The following is a 12,812-nucleotide window of genomic DNA, read 5'->3' on the forward strand; positions in this document are numbered from 1 at the left end:
TCTCAGGCCTGATCGGCCGCTCGACGCAAATCGGCGAGGGCGGACGCCCCCAGCATTCCCATGGTGATCCCGAGTTCGTTGGCGAGGATGTCGAGGATGCGGCCCGCTCCCTCCGCTCCACCGATCGCCACGCCATAGAGCGGCGCGCGCCCGACGAGGACGCCGCTTGCGCCCAGGGCGAGGAAGCGGGCGATGTCGGCGCCGCGGCGCACGCCGCTATCGGCCAGGATCTCGAGCCGGCCGGCGACCGCATCGGCGATCGCCGGCAGCACCTGCGTCGGGCCGGGAGCGCAGTCGAGATTGCGCGCGCCATGGTTCGATACGATGATGGCGTCAACGCCGTGAGCCGCAGCCGCCTGCGCATCGTCCACCCGCAGGATGCCCTTGAGCACGAGCTTGCCGCGCCAGTGCCGGCGCAGCAGCTCGATGTCCCTCCAGGTCACGTCGGTCGCCAGGCTGAGTTCGTCGGAAAGCGAGGCGCGCCCGAGCTTCGTGCGGAACTCATCGGGATAATGCGCATAAGTCGGCACGCCGCCCGTCGCCAGCGCGCGCAGCATGACAGAGGCGGTCCAGCGCGGGTGCAGCGCGAGGTCGAGGCCGGCCCGCCACGAGGCCTTGAGAGGGATGCCGAAGCCGTTGCGGAGGTTGTATTCGCGGTTCGGGCCGACGGCGGTGTCGACGGTCAGGACAAGCGTCTCGGCGCCGGCAGCCCAGGCCCGGTCGAGCAAAGCGAGCATGCGCTGCCGGTTCTTCCAGACATAGAGCTGGAACCAGAGCCGGGCGCCTGACTCCGCCGCGATGCGTTCGATCGCGGTGATCGACTGGGTCGAGACGCAGAACGGAACGCCCGCGGCCGCCGCCGCTTTGGCGATCGCGATCTCGCCATCGTGCCAGACGAGGCCGGCGACGGCGGTTGGCGCGATGACCAGGGGAAGCGGCTGGCGGCGGCCGAGGATCTCGGCCTCGGTCGAACGTTGCGAGACATTGACCAACACGGCGGGAGAAAGCCTGATCGCATCGAGCTGGCTGCGATTGGTCGCGATCGAGACCTCGTCTTCGCTGCCGCGATCGACATATTCGAACAGACCGCGGGGCAGCCGCCGCGAAGCGGCGCGGCGCGCATCGGCAACGTTGAGGATATGGGCGAAGGCGGGCCTGGCATTCATCGCGGCAGCATCGTCCCGATGCCGCGTTCGCGCGCTTGGCCGACGACGAGATGCGCAAGCGCCAGATCGGCAAGGGCAAAGCCGCGGAAGCAGAAGAAGGAACGGCTGCCCGGCGCCGTGGGATGGGCTGCGTTCGCAAGCTCGACCAGATCGTGGCCGAAGCGGACCGTCGTCACCGGGTTGCCATCGATGTCGTAGGGCGCCTTCGACTGCGCCAGGCTGTCCGTGACCAGCACGTCGAAGGCCGGCAGGTTCTCGGGCATCCAGCTGCGGCCGATATCGACGGCGGCGGCAAAGGCGCTCGGCTTCATCAGCCGGGCATCGAGGAAGGGCTTCAAACCCGGCGCGCCCGGCACCATCGAGATAACGATGTCGCTGCGGGCGAGCAGCGTGTCGGCCTCCGCGACGATTTCGGTGGCGAGCCCTCGTTCCGAGGCAGCCTCTGCCAGGCGTTCCGCCGAGGAGCGGCTGCGGCTCAAGGCCAGCACCGTGGTCAGGCCGGGATAAAGGTCGAGGAAGGCGGCGAGATGGGCATGGGCCTGTAGACCGCAGCCGACGAAGCCGATGGTCTTGGGCGCGGCTGGCGCCATGCGCGCGGCGGCGGCGGCCGAGAGCGCTGCGGTGCGGATCAGCGTGATCTCGTCGCCGTCGAGCACGGCCAGCGGCGCGCCGCTGGCGTAGTCGCTGACGCAGATCAGGGCGTTGATGCCGGGCACCGCGCTGCCCGCGCCGACCGGCGCCATCGCGACCCATTTCAGCGTGGCGATCCCGTCCGCCTGCGAGGCGGCCGTCATCGCCTGGAAGCCATGGCCGGGACCGAGCCCCAGCGCGCTCTTGGGCAGGCTGCGGTTGAGGCCGGCTGCATGGTCGCGAAAGGCGCGGAGCACGGCCTCGCGCGCTTCGCCGGGGGCGACGGCGAGGCTCTTCACATCGTTACGCGAAAGATAGAGCAGGCGCTCGCTCATCGGCCGAATCTCCGGGCGGAATAGGGAGCAGGATCGAAGGGCGGCTCGCGGCCGTCGATCAGCGCAGCGACGAGCTTGCCGGTCGCCGGCGCCTGGGTGAGCCCGGTATGGGCATGGCCGAATGCGTGCAGGATATCGGGCGAGCGGGACGCAAAGCCAATACAGGGCAGGCCATCGGGCGTGGAGGGGCGGTTGCCCATCCAGCGATCGATTGCGGGGGTCCCGAATCGATCGGCCTGTCCGGGAAACATCTTGCGGGCAAAGCCGAGCAGGATCTCGGCGCGGCGCCAGTCCGGTTCGGCGGCAGGATCGGCGAGTTCGACCTGCCCGGCGAGCCGCAGCCCCTGTGGCGTCGAGACGACGCCCATCTGGCCATCCGACGGCATCAGCCCGGCGCCCAGCTCGACGCCCGGCTCGGGGATGACGATGTGATAGCCACGTTCGGAGATCAGCGGCACGCGGTCTCCGGCGAGCCGGGCCAGGCCGGCAGAGCCGATGCCCGCTGCAAGGACGGCGCGCTGGCAGGCGACCGGCCCTTGGTCGGTCATGACGGCGCGCAGCTTGCCGTCGTCGAGAACAAAGCTGGCCGCGCGCGCGCCGACGCGCTGCGCTCCGCGCGCCTCCAGGAGCCGAGCAAGGGCGGCGCAATAAGCGCCGGGATCGGCGATCTGGCCGGCATCGTCGAGCCGCGCGCCGAAACGGTAACGCGGCGACAGCTCCGGCTGGAGGCGGCGCAGTTCGGCTTCCTCGACCTCGCTGAAGCGCACGCCCAATTCCTGCCGCATCGTCCAGATCCGGCTCTCGGCAGCGAAGGCTGACCGATCCGGATAGACATAGACCAGGCCTTGCTGCCGGATCAGGTGCCCCATTCCGGCCTCGGCGGCATAGGTCCGATGATCCGCCACCGTATCCTTGCAGAGCGGGTAGCGCCGGCGCGCGATCGTCGCGATGCGATCCCAGTCCCGGCCAGCCGCGATGAAGCGGGCGAGCCAGCCCGCATGCCGCGGCAAGTCCCGCCATCGCACGGTGAACGGTCCGGTCGGGTCGAGCAGGAAGCCGGGTACCTTGCGCCACAGTCCGGGCAGGGAAATCGGCGCGATCGCGCCGGGGTTGATCCAGGTCGCATTGCCGTAGGAGGCCGCCTGCCGGCCGCCGGGATCGCCTGGTTCGATGAGGATCACATGATGACCGGCGCGCTGGATTTCCAGCGCCGCGCACAAGCCCACGATTCCAGCGCCGATCACGGCGACGGTCAGGGGCGCATCCTTCGCCATCTGCCCGCCTCAGCCGCGATTGTGGAAATGGCTGAGGAAGATCCGCGTTGCTTCGTGCTGAGGCTGCTCGATGACATCGCGTGCCGGGCCTTCCTCGACGATCACGCCATCGCGCATGAAGACGACCTTGTCGGCAACCTCGCGAGCAAAACCCATTTCATGGGTCACGATGATCATCGTCATGCCCTCGGCGGCGAGATCGCGCATCACGCCGAGGACCTCACCCACGAGCTCGGGGTCGAGCGCCGAGGTCGCCTCGTCGAAGAGCATGACCTCGGGCTCCATGGCGAGGGCGCGAGCGATGGCGACGCGCTGCTTCTGGCCGCCGGAAAGCTTGTTGGGGAAGACGTCGACCTTGTCGCTCAGGCCGACCTTGGCCAGGAGCTTGCGGGCCAGTTCCTCGGCCTGCGGCTTCCGCATCGCCTTCACGGAGACCGGACCTTCCATGACGTTCTGGACCACCGTCATGTGCGGAAACAGGTTGAAGTGCTGGAAGACCATGCCCGTATTCGAGCGGAAGCGGGCCTGCTCGCGGGTGCCGGGCAGCTTCGAGCCGTCGCCGAAGGCGAAGCTGTCGTCGCCGATGCGGATCCGGCCACCTTCGGGCATGACCAGCAGGTTGAGGCAGCGCAGCAGCGTCGACTTGCCGGAACCGGAGGGGCCGATCAACGCGACGACCTGCGCTTCCTCAACCCTGAGGTTGATGTCGCGCAGCACTGTGAGCGAGCCGAAGCTCTTGCGCAGGCCGGAGACCTCGATCTTGTAGCTCATCGCTGCGCCCTCAATTGCTCTGGGCAAGCCGCTTCTCGGCTTGCTTGACGATCGCGGTCAGCGGCAGCAGCACGATCACATAGATCGCAGCGACCACCGTGTAGACTTCGAGCGCGCGGTAGGTGTCCATCGCCGCCACCTGGCCCTGATAGAGCAGGTCCGGGACAGCGAGGACCGAGACGAGCGAGGTGTTCTTGAACTGGATGATCGACTGGTTCATGAGCGGCGGGATCATCCGCTTGATCGCCTGCGGCAGCACGATGCGGCGCATCACGCGCGCCGGCGTCATGCCCAAAGCCAGCCCCGCCTCGCTTTGCCCGGGATCGATCGAGACGATCCCGCCGCGAATGACCTCCGCGTAGAAGGAGCCGCCATACAGCGTCAGCGTCACGATCGCGGCAGTGATCGCGTCCAGCTTGATCCCGGTCAGGATCGGCAGCGCGTAGTAGAACCACAGCAACAGCACGAGCAGCGGCGTCAGCCGGAACATTTCGATATAGGCCCAGGACAGCCACCGTAGTGCCGGGGAGCGCGAGAGCTGGGCGATGCCGGCGACCAAACCCACGATCAGGCCGAGGATCACGACCGCGATCGTGATCCCGATCGTGACGCCGGTTCCGGTGAGGAAGATCCAGCGGTAACTCCAGACGATGTCGAAGTTCCAAGTATAGGACATGCCAACCCTGCCCGCGCCCAGCGCGGCCTCGCGGACCGAAGCCGTTCACAAGAATGGATGGGCTTCCCGCGGGCGAGCGCGGGAAGCCGAGGAAGCGTTAGAGGGTGATCCCCGCGGGGATGTCCTCGGGCTTGACGCCGACCTGGTCCAGGCTCTCGACGACGGCACTGCGGACGAGGCCGAGGCCGCGCGCATAGCCGACCCAAGTGTTGACGAAGAAGAGCCAGGTCTTGTCCGCCTCGCGGCGCACCGCCGCATTCGATGTCGATCCGAAGAACGGCTGGGGCACGACCACCTTGCCGAGGCTGGGGTCCGCCTTCACGGCACGCACGCCGCCCATCCAGAAGATGCACTGCGCATCGACGCGGCCGCTGCGCAGCGCCAGCATCGCCTCGTTGATGGTCTTGAAGCGCGTGATCTGGGCCTTGGGGCACAGGAGCGTAGCGATCTGGTCATGCGCCGAGCCGACGTCGACCGAAATCTTGACCTCCGGCTTGTTCAGATCGGCCCAGCTCTTCGGCTCGAAGCCCGGCTTGGCGATGACGACCAGCGCGCTGTCATAGACGCCATTCGAGAAATCGACGACCATGGCGCGCTTCGGCGTCGGATTGAGGCCGAACATGATGTCGATCTTGTCGGCCTGCAGATCGAGCACCGCGTTGCCCCAGGTCGTCTCGACCAGCTCGAGCTCGACGTCCATATCCTTGGCCAGCGCCGAGCCGATCGCATAGAAGTGGCCGCTCCATTTGCCCGAGGCGGGGTCCTTGGTGAACCAGGGGGCGCTCGAGGTCACAGCGCCCAGCCGCATCTTCTTGTTGGCGATGATGCGGTCGAATGTGTTCTGCCCGGCAGCCTGTGCGCGTGCTCCGTTGGAAGCCAGCGTCAGCGCGCCGGCAGCAACCGCGCCAGCGCCGATAAGGCCTGCCAGATCCCTGCGTGTCGTCATTTTTCTCTCTCCCGGCGTTGTGAGGCGAACCCCGTTCTGTCTGGTGAGGCAGGCTCCCGCTTCCCCCGCGGGCTTTCCGTGATCTTCCGCCCCTCACCGGAGGCGGCAGCGGATTTTTCCGTCGTTTTCAAACCGCTTTCGGCGCGAGCAGAACACCCGGATTCATCAGGTTCTGCGGGTCGAACAGCGTCTTGACCTTGTTCATCAACTCGTAGCGCAGCGGATCGGCGAGGCGTTCCAGCTCCTCCGTCAGCTTGCGGCCGACACCGTGTTCGGCGCTGAAGGTGCCGCCGAAGCGCGCCGCGACGTCATGGATCGCCCGCTCGACCTCCAGCGCGAAGGCCTCCGCATCAGGCAGCGCCGCCCAGAATGCGTGCGTGAACATCAGGATGTAGTGCACGTTGCCGTCGCCGAGATGGCAGACCACCTCGCTGTAAGCTTCCGGAAACAGCTTCGCCGCGACCTCGTCGGCCGCCGCGATGAAGGGCGCGACATCCGAGGAGCGCACGGCGACGTCATGCGTGATGCTCATGCCCTCCTTCTTGTTCGCTTCGGAGACGGAGTGGCGGATGTGCCAGAAATCGGCGGCCTGTTGCTCGGACGTCGCAACCACCGCATCGAGCACCTCGCCCATCTCCAGCGCCGCACCGAGGACCTCTTCGAGGATCGTCGACAGTGCCGCCGTCGCGTCCTCGCTGCCGAGCTCGATGAGCACCGACCAAGCCGGAATCTCCGCGAAGGGGAACCGCGCTCGCTCCGCATGCTTACGCACCAGCTCGAATTGCGAGGCCGAGACCAGCTCGAAGGCCTGGATGTACGAGCCGGCGCGATCCTGCAGGGTGGCGAGCAAGGCGACTGCAGCAGCCGGTTCTGGAGCAGCGACCCAGGCATGGGCGGTGTTCGGGGTCTGCAGATGCAGCCGCAGCGCCGCGCCGGTGATGATGCCGAGCGAGCCTTCCGCGCCGATGAAGAGATGGCGCAGCATGTAGCCGGTATTGTCCTTGCGCAGCGCCGCGAGGTCCGCGAGCACGCGCCCGTCCGGCAGCACCACTTCCAGCCCCGCGACGAGATCGCGCATCGGGCCGTAGCGGACGACGCCGGTGCCGCCGGCATTGGTCGAGATCAGCCCGCCGATCTGGGCGCTTCCCTCGCTGCCGAGATGCAGCGGGAACTGTCGCCCCGCCTCGGCGGCGGCGGCGTGCAGGTCGCCGAGGACGACACCGGCATCGACCGTGGCGATGCCGGTCGCCCGGTCGATGGCGCGGATGCGGTTCAGACGGCGCAGCGAGAGCACGATACCCGGCTTGTCGCTGCGGTCGCTTTCCGGCACGGCCCCGAAGCACAGCCCGGTATTGCCGCCGACCGGGAAGACCGGTTGCCCCTCGGCCGCGCAGAGCGCGACCACGGCGGAGACTTCCTTGGTCGAAGCCGGCTGGACGACGGCGAGCGCGCGGCCGCGACGGCGCTGGCGCCAGTCGGTGAGCCAGGGCTCCATCTCCGCCGGATCGGTGATCAGCCCCTTGTCGCCAACGATGCCACGAAGCGTCTCGATCACGACACCGTCTCCGCTCAGGCGAGGCTAACGGCTTTGGCCCGCTCGGCGGCCAGCTTGAGCTTCGCCAGCGTGTCCGGGCTCGGCCCCAGCAGCGGCAGGCGGACCCCGCCGACCGGCCGGCCGGCGAGCGCCATATATTCCTTCAGGGGCCCCGGGTTCGTTTCGACATAGATGGCGTCGACCACCGGGTCGATCTTGTCCTGAAGCTTGAGCGCCTCCTTCAGCTTGCCCTGACGGGCAAGTTCGAAGATCTCAATCCAGATTCGCGGATAGATCGTCGCCGAAGCGAGCACGCCGCCGCGCGCGCCGAGCGCGACATGGGTGGCGAAAAGCGGCTCCTCCCCCGAGAGGATCGCGATCTTATCGCCCGCGAGCTTCATCGTGCGGATGAAGTCCGGCATGTCGTAGGACGAGTACTTCATGCCGATGATCGAACCGTCCTCGGCCATGGCCTGCACGGTCTCGGCGAAGGCGGCGACCGTGGTGCGGCGCGGGATCTGGTAGAGCATCACCGGCAGATCCAGCGCATCGCGATAGCGGGCGAACCAGGCGCGCATGCCCTCCTGGGTGCCGGGCGCGTAATAGGGTGTCACCGTCATCACCGCCGAGGCGCCGACCTTAGCGAAGTCGCGGCCCGCCTCCAGCGCATCCTCATAGCCGGTCGCGAGCACGCCGGGGATCACCGGCTTGCCGTCTGCGGCGTCGACGCAGGCAGCGACGATGTCCCGGCGCTCGGCACGCGAGAAGACCGGATATTCGCCCGTGCCGCCGATCGGCACGATGCCGGCGGCACCGGCGTCGAGCTGGAAGCGCACCAGCGCCTGGAGCCCCTTGATATCGACCGCTCCATCGGCGGCGAGCGGCGTAACGATCGCGGTGTACAGACCGCCGAGGGAGTCGTGCGTAAGCGTCATGTAAGCATCCCCGCAGTGATGCTGCCGGTTCCCCGCGTGTCGGCCCCTCGCCAACCGCGCTCAGTTTCTTGCCGGCGCATCGTTGGGAATGGAGCCTCTTTCAGGGGCGGGAAAGTGTCAACACAAAAATACATAAATGTCGGATACGACAATTATTGGATCATGCGGGACGCGATTCTCTTTCCCTCCCCGCAACCAGAGATTATGACAGGACGATCCCCATCAGGGGGGCGAGGAGAATCGGGATGCCGGAAATCTCGGCGGCGGAACGCGGGGATATCGAACCGCCTGAGGCTTGGCAGGCCGGCGACGAGTCGCGCGGTGGCGTCGATATCGGTGTTCGGCTGCTCAAGCTGCGCAAAAGCCGCGGGCTGACGCTTCAGGACGTCAGCGCGATGACGGGGGTTTCCGCCTCGGCCTTCTCCAAGATCGAACGCAACGAGCTTTCGCCGACGATCTCGACGATGCAACGCATCGCTCACGGGCTCGATGTCGAACTGGTGACGCTACTGTCGAGCGGTCAGGACAACAGCACGGTGAGCTTCGCCGGACGCCGCGCCATCAGCCGGGCCGGCAGCGGCAGCAAGCATACCACCGGCACGTGCAACAACGTCCTGCTCTGCGCCGATCTCAAGAACAAGCGCGCCACGCCGATACTGACGACAGTGACGGCGCGTTCTCCGGATGAATATCCTGCCTGGGCGAAATCCGAAGCGGAAATCTTCGTGATGGTGCTGGAAGGCACGCTCGTCGTGCACAGCCGACTCTACGAGCCGCTTGAGCTGAACAAGGGCGATTCCGTGTATTACGACGCCACGACGGAACACACCTGGACGTCAAAAGGGGTCGCCAACGCCGTGGTGCTGTGGGTTCTCGTCGATCTCTGAGGGTAGCGCCCGAGACGCGGCTTGCCCCATAGATTCGGTGAATCTGCAAAATTTGGAGCGAGAACAAGACTCGCCGAGATCGACGTCCGGCCGCTCCGGATTGGGCAAGCGTACCGTCACAAGCATTAAAGAGGCCGATCGCGGGCACATTCGGCATCTCCGAGCCAATCGTCCGTTCGTGGAACGGATCGTGCTTAGCGCATGGCGTTTTTCGCACGAGACCCATCGCGATGGCCGCAGCCGCTTGTTCCGCCGGACTCGACACCGGATTCGCCGCCCTCGACTTCGGGCAGGTCGCCGTGCTCGGGCTGGTCCAGGGTGTCAGTGAGTTGTTGCCGATCTCCTCGACGGCCCATATGCGGGTCGTGCCGGCCCTGCTCGGCTGGCCCGATCCCGGCTCCGCCTTCTCGGCGCTCATGCAGCTGGCCGCGCTTGCGGCGGTGACCACCTATTTCAGGCGCGATGTCGGCAGCATCGCCGTCGGGGGGCTCGCGGCGCTCAGGACCCGCAAGTTCGACACGGGCCCGGGCCGGCTGGCGCTCGGCATCGTGGTCGCGACGGTCCCGATCGTCCTGGCTGGTGTCGCGCTCGCGCCCATGCTCAACCGCTGCGGCTCGCCTTTGCGTTCGCTGGAAGTGATCGGCGCGACATCGCTGGTGATGGCATTGCTACTGGCGGCGACGGAATGGTTCGCTAGCCACCGCCGCTCGGTGGAGCAGGCGCGCTGGCCGGATTTCCTGCTGGTCGGTTTGGCCCAAGTCGGAGCCCTGATCCCGGGCGTTTCTCGATCCGGCTCGACCCTGACGGCGGCGCTGGCTCTCGGCTTCAAGCGCGACGAGGCCGCGCGGCTGTCCTTCCTGCTCGGCCTGCCGGCCATCGCCCTGGCCGGGCTCAAGGAAGCCTGGGAGATCGCCAAGGTCGGCATAGACGCCCATGCCGTAGCATTGCTGGCGGTCGGCCTGATCGCGGGCTCGCTGGCTTCCTTCGCCGCGATCTGGGGCTTGATGCGGTATCTGGAGCGGATGTCGAGCTGGGTCTTCGTGATCTATCGGGCTGGAATGGGCATCTTCCTGCTGTGGGCCGTCGCGACCGGATTGTTCGTCTAGATCCTGCCGCGCGAGGCAAAACGCAATCCGCAGGAGCGTCCGGATGAAGCACTTGCTTGGGAAAGGCGGGCAGCGGTTCGCGATGCTTGCGCTTTTTCTGATGTATGCGCCGGCTCTGCCCGCGCTAGCTGGCCCGGCGGCTGGCTGGCGCTTCTGCTATGCAGGCTCGGAGCAAGACCGTCATTTCTACGTTTCGCAGCCTTTTCCGACGACCGAACCTTTGGAAACCCTTGAGCGGAAATGGGTCGTCTGGTTGAGTCGGCAGGCGCTGCGATACGATACGACCGGATGTCCGCGCGGAGCCGATCCTTCCAAGGTCGAGGCCTCCGTCAAATCCGCCATTCGCTACAATGCCAGGCAAGGCCGCAGTGCGGTCGAACTCGACTGGAAGCCCGCTCCCTGAGCGCCAGGCCGTCAGTTGGCTCGTCCCGGCGTGCGAAAGGCCGCTCGACGCGCCAGGTGCCGACAGCCCTGCGCCGCGGGCCTACCGACATGACGGAAAATGTTTGAAAGATGCCCCTTCCGGAGCGAATCCATGCAAGTCATCGTTGACGGGCTCGATCGGGGCCTGGGTGCGATCTGTCTGGCAGCCCGATGGCTCGCCTTGCCGCTGGTCCTGCTGCTGTTCCTGCAATGGCCATTGCGCGATCTCTTCAAAGGTTGGTCCCGTGAAGCCAACGATCTCGGACAATGCGTGTTCGCCCTCTATGTCGCGGTATCGCTGACGGCAGCCACACGCTCCGGTGCCCACCTGGCGAGCGATGCCCTGGCGCATCGGCACGGGGAGAGGCTGCGGCGGGCGCTGGAGATCGGGCTCATCGTGCTTGGGCTTCTGCCCTGGTCCCTGTTCCTGCTGATCGTCGGGTGGCCGGCTTTGCTGGCCAGCCTTCGGGTCCTCGAATCGTTCCCGGATACCGGCAATCCCGGCTATTTCCTCATTCGCGCCTCGGGCTTCATTCTGGCTGCGCTGGTCTTCGCGTCCGGCTTGCTCGGTTTGCTGCGGAGGCGCGCGTGAGCCAGTGGGTCGGCCTTGCCATGCTCGGCGGCGTCGCGCTGGGCGCGATCGCGACCGGGTTGCCCGTCTGGGGTGTTCTGATTTGCCTCGCGGCGGTAGGCGCCGCCGTGTCGGCTGTGCTCGATGCTTCCAGCGTCGCGCTCTTTGCGGCGCTGCCGAGCCGTCTCGTCGGCCTGCTGGAATCCGATCTGCTGCAGGCGTTGCCGCTGTTCGTCTTCATGGGAGCGCTGCTGAACCGCTTGCCGCTCGCTCGCATTCTGTTCCGAGCGGCGCTGCGTCCCTTCGGTGGCGCACGCGGAGCGACGCTGGCGCTCGGCGCGATTCTGGGACCGATGAACGGTTCCGTCAGCGCCAATGCGATTGCCCTGACACGAGCGATCGATCCGGCACTGGCCGAGCATGAGGTCCCGCCCGCCGAGAGCGTCGCATTGTTGACGGTTGCCAGCACGCTCGGCGTGCTGGTTCCGCCTTCGCTCGTCCTGATCTTGCTTGGCGATGCGATGATGACAGCTCATACGATCGCGCTCAATGCGACCGGGCGGGTAGATCGCATCGTCAACACGCAGGACGTTTTCCGCGGCGCTATATTACCGGCCGGGTTGTTTCTCGCGGCCTGTCTCGCCCTGACGTTTCTGCGCCGGGAACCCGGCCGGCGCCTGCCGGTGCCGACGCTGGGGGAGACCGCTCTCGCGCTCCTCACCGTCGGCTTCATCGGCGGCCTGCTCGTCGGCGTCGCGCTCGGCTATTTCTACGCGGTCGAAGCCGCTGCGATGGGCGCGGTCGGCCTGCTGGTCGCGGGAGTGTTGAGCCGTCAGCTGGATCTTGTGCGGCTCAAGGCGGTCCTCGACGACACGCTGGCGATGACCGGTGCATTGATGGCGCTGCTGGTTGCGGCGACGACTTTCACGCTCGTCTTTCGCGTGCTCGGAAGCGACCGGCTCGTCGCTGGCTGGATGGAGGCGGTGCCAGGCGGCCCTCTGGGAATTCTGGGGGCGGGTCTCGGCCTGATCTTCCTGGCGGCCTTCGTTCTCGATGCCTTCGAGATCATCTTCGTGCTGATTCCGATCCTGCTGCCGCCGATCTTGATGCGGGTCGAGGATGCGCAATGGGTCGCGGTCCTGACCCTGCTCATACTCCAGACGAGCTTCTTGCTTCCGCCTCTCGGCTATGCGCTGACGATGACCCGGGCGGCCTCGACCCGGCGTGCGCCGTTGCGGGCCGCTATGGCGTCGCTCGCTCCCTTCATCCTGGTGCAGCTATGCGTGACGGCGGCGGTCGTTTGCTGGCCGAACCTGGCGCATTTGGGGAGGACGCCTGAGCGGGCCGTTGCGGCTCCTTCCGAAGCCGACGCCACACGCCGCCTGCGCGAGATTGCGCCTCCCGCCGACCTGCTGGAGATCGGGCCGCCAAAATTTTGAAATAGAGATTGCTGTGCTGCTCCGTTCATGGAGGCGCCGGCTGCGCCTGCTCCGCGCGATTGAACTGCTATGCGGCGGCGGGACGGCCGTGATCGATACGGCACTCGCTCGGTCTGAGA

Annotated in this window: 12 protein-coding genes; 4 read left to right on the forward strand and 8 right to left on the reverse strand. The window is 66.9% G+C overall.

What is annotated here, in order from left to right; translation table 11 throughout:
- Positions 1-2 precede the first annotated feature (2 nt).
- From AB4Z16_RS02770 to dapA, 8 genes are all read right to left on the reverse strand, one after another.
- Positions 3-1,166 carry an alpha-hydroxy acid oxidase gene (locus tag AB4Z16_RS02770; RefSeq protein WP_441509781.1) on the reverse strand — a complete coding sequence of 388 codons (1,164 nt, stop codon included), beginning with the start codon at positions 1,164-1,166 and terminating at the stop codon, positions 3-5.
- Complete coding sequence (locus AB4Z16_RS02775; protein ID WP_441509782.1) at positions 1,163-2,131, reverse strand: hypothetical protein; 969 nt, start codon at positions 2,129-2,131, stop codon at positions 1,163-1,165. Before AB4Z16_RS02775 ends, AB4Z16_RS02770 begins: the two co-directional genes overlap by 4 nt.
- A complete protein-coding gene (locus tag AB4Z16_RS02780) occupies positions 2,128-3,405 on the reverse strand; it encodes an NAD(P)/FAD-dependent oxidoreductase (protein WP_441509783.1) in 1,278 nt (425 codons plus the stop codon). Before AB4Z16_RS02780 ends, AB4Z16_RS02775 begins: the two co-directional genes overlap by 4 nt.
- A gap of 9 nt (positions 3,406-3,414) precedes the next feature.
- Positions 3,415-4,176 carry an amino acid ABC transporter ATP-binding protein gene (locus AB4Z16_RS02785; RefSeq protein WP_441509784.1) on the reverse strand — a complete coding sequence of 254 codons (762 nt, stop codon included), beginning with the start codon at positions 4,174-4,176 and terminating at the stop codon, positions 3,415-3,417.
- Positions 4,177-4,186: 10 nt separating this feature from the next.
- Positions 4,187-4,852, reverse strand: a complete 666-nt coding sequence (locus tag AB4Z16_RS02790) for an amino acid ABC transporter permease (protein ID WP_441509785.1) — start codon at positions 4,850-4,852, stop codon at positions 4,187-4,189.
- A 97-nt stretch (positions 4,853-4,949) separates the two neighbouring features.
- Complete coding sequence (locus AB4Z16_RS02795) at positions 4,950-5,798, reverse strand: transporter substrate-binding domain-containing protein (RefSeq protein ID WP_441509786.1); 849 nt, start codon at positions 5,796-5,798, stop codon at positions 4,950-4,952.
- A gap of 127 nt (positions 5,799-5,925) precedes the next feature.
- Positions 5,926-7,353, reverse strand: coding sequence for an FAD-binding oxidoreductase (locus tag AB4Z16_RS02800; protein ID WP_441509787.1), 1,428 nt, complete (start codon positions 7,351-7,353; stop codon positions 5,926-5,928).
- Positions 7,354-7,367: 14 nt separating this feature from the next.
- Positions 7,368-8,267, reverse strand: a complete 900-nt coding sequence (gene dapA, locus AB4Z16_RS02805) for a 4-hydroxy-tetrahydrodipicolinate synthase (protein ID WP_441509788.1) — start codon at positions 8,265-8,267, stop codon at positions 7,368-7,370.
- A gap of 245 nt (positions 8,268-8,512) precedes the next feature.
- On the opposite strand from dapA, the gene AB4Z16_RS02810 reads away from it, so the two are divergent.
- The 4 genes from AB4Z16_RS02810 (at position 8,513) to AB4Z16_RS02825 (ending at position 12,693) form a co-directional block, all read left to right on the forward strand.
- Complete coding sequence (locus AB4Z16_RS02810) at positions 8,513-9,154, forward strand: helix-turn-helix domain-containing protein (RefSeq protein WP_441509789.1); 642 nt, start codon at positions 8,513-8,515, stop codon at positions 9,152-9,154.
- 230 nt (positions 9,155-9,384) lie between these two features.
- On the forward strand, positions 9,385-10,260 hold the full coding sequence (locus tag AB4Z16_RS02815; protein WP_441509790.1) for an undecaprenyl-diphosphate phosphatase: 876 nt from the start codon (positions 9,385-9,387) through the stop codon (positions 10,258-10,260).
- Between the two features lie 604 nt (positions 10,261-10,864).
- A complete protein-coding gene (locus tag AB4Z16_RS02820) occupies positions 10,865-11,275 on the forward strand; it encodes a TRAP transporter small permease subunit (RefSeq protein ID WP_441509791.1) in 411 nt (136 codons plus the stop codon).
- Complete coding sequence (locus tag AB4Z16_RS02825) at positions 11,272-12,693, forward strand: TRAP transporter large permease subunit (RefSeq protein ID WP_441509792.1); 1,422 nt, start codon at positions 11,272-11,274, stop codon at positions 12,691-12,693. The genes AB4Z16_RS02820 and AB4Z16_RS02825 overlap by 4 nt, the downstream gene beginning before the upstream one ends.
- Positions 12,694-12,812: the final 119 nt, after the last annotated feature.

The sequence above is a fragment of the Allobosea sp. TAF32 genome, from assembly GCF_052113585.1.
In the GTDB taxonomy this organism is placed as follows: domain Bacteria; phylum Pseudomonadota; class Alphaproteobacteria; order Rhizobiales; family Beijerinckiaceae; genus Allobosea.

Bases quoted from the DNA above. Each gene is read 5' to 3' on its own strand.
- AB4Z16_RS02770 (WP_441509781.1), bottom strand. From the start codon at position 1,166: ATGAATGCCAGGCCCGCCTTCGCCCATATCCTCAACGTTGCCGATGCG.
- AB4Z16_RS02775 (WP_441509782.1), bottom strand. From the start codon at position 2,131: ATGAGCGAGCGCCTGCTCTATCTTTCGCGTAACGATGTGAAGAGCCTC.
- AB4Z16_RS02780 (WP_441509783.1), bottom strand. From the start codon at position 3,405: ATGGCGAAGGATGCGCCCCTGACCGTCGCCGTGATCGGCGCTGGAATC.
- AB4Z16_RS02785 (WP_441509784.1), bottom strand. From the start codon at position 4,176: ATGAGCTACAAGATCGAGGTCTCCGGCCTGCGCAAGAGCTTCGGCTCG.
- AB4Z16_RS02790 (WP_441509785.1), bottom strand. From the start codon at position 4,852: ATGTCCTATACTTGGAACTTCGACATCGTCTGGAGTTACCGCTGGATC.
- AB4Z16_RS02795 (WP_441509786.1), bottom strand. From the start codon at position 5,798: ATGACGACACGCAGGGATCTGGCAGGCCTTATCGGCGCTGGCGCGGTT.
- dapA (WP_441509788.1), bottom strand. From the start codon at position 8,267: ATGACGCTTACGCACGACTCCCTCGGCGGTCTGTACACCGCGATCGTT.
- AB4Z16_RS02810 (WP_441509789.1), top strand. From the start codon at position 8,513: ATGCCGGAAATCTCGGCGGCGGAACGCGGGGATATCGAACCGCCTGAG.
- AB4Z16_RS02815 (WP_441509790.1), top strand. From the start codon at position 9,385: ATGGCCGCAGCCGCTTGTTCCGCCGGACTCGACACCGGATTCGCCGCC.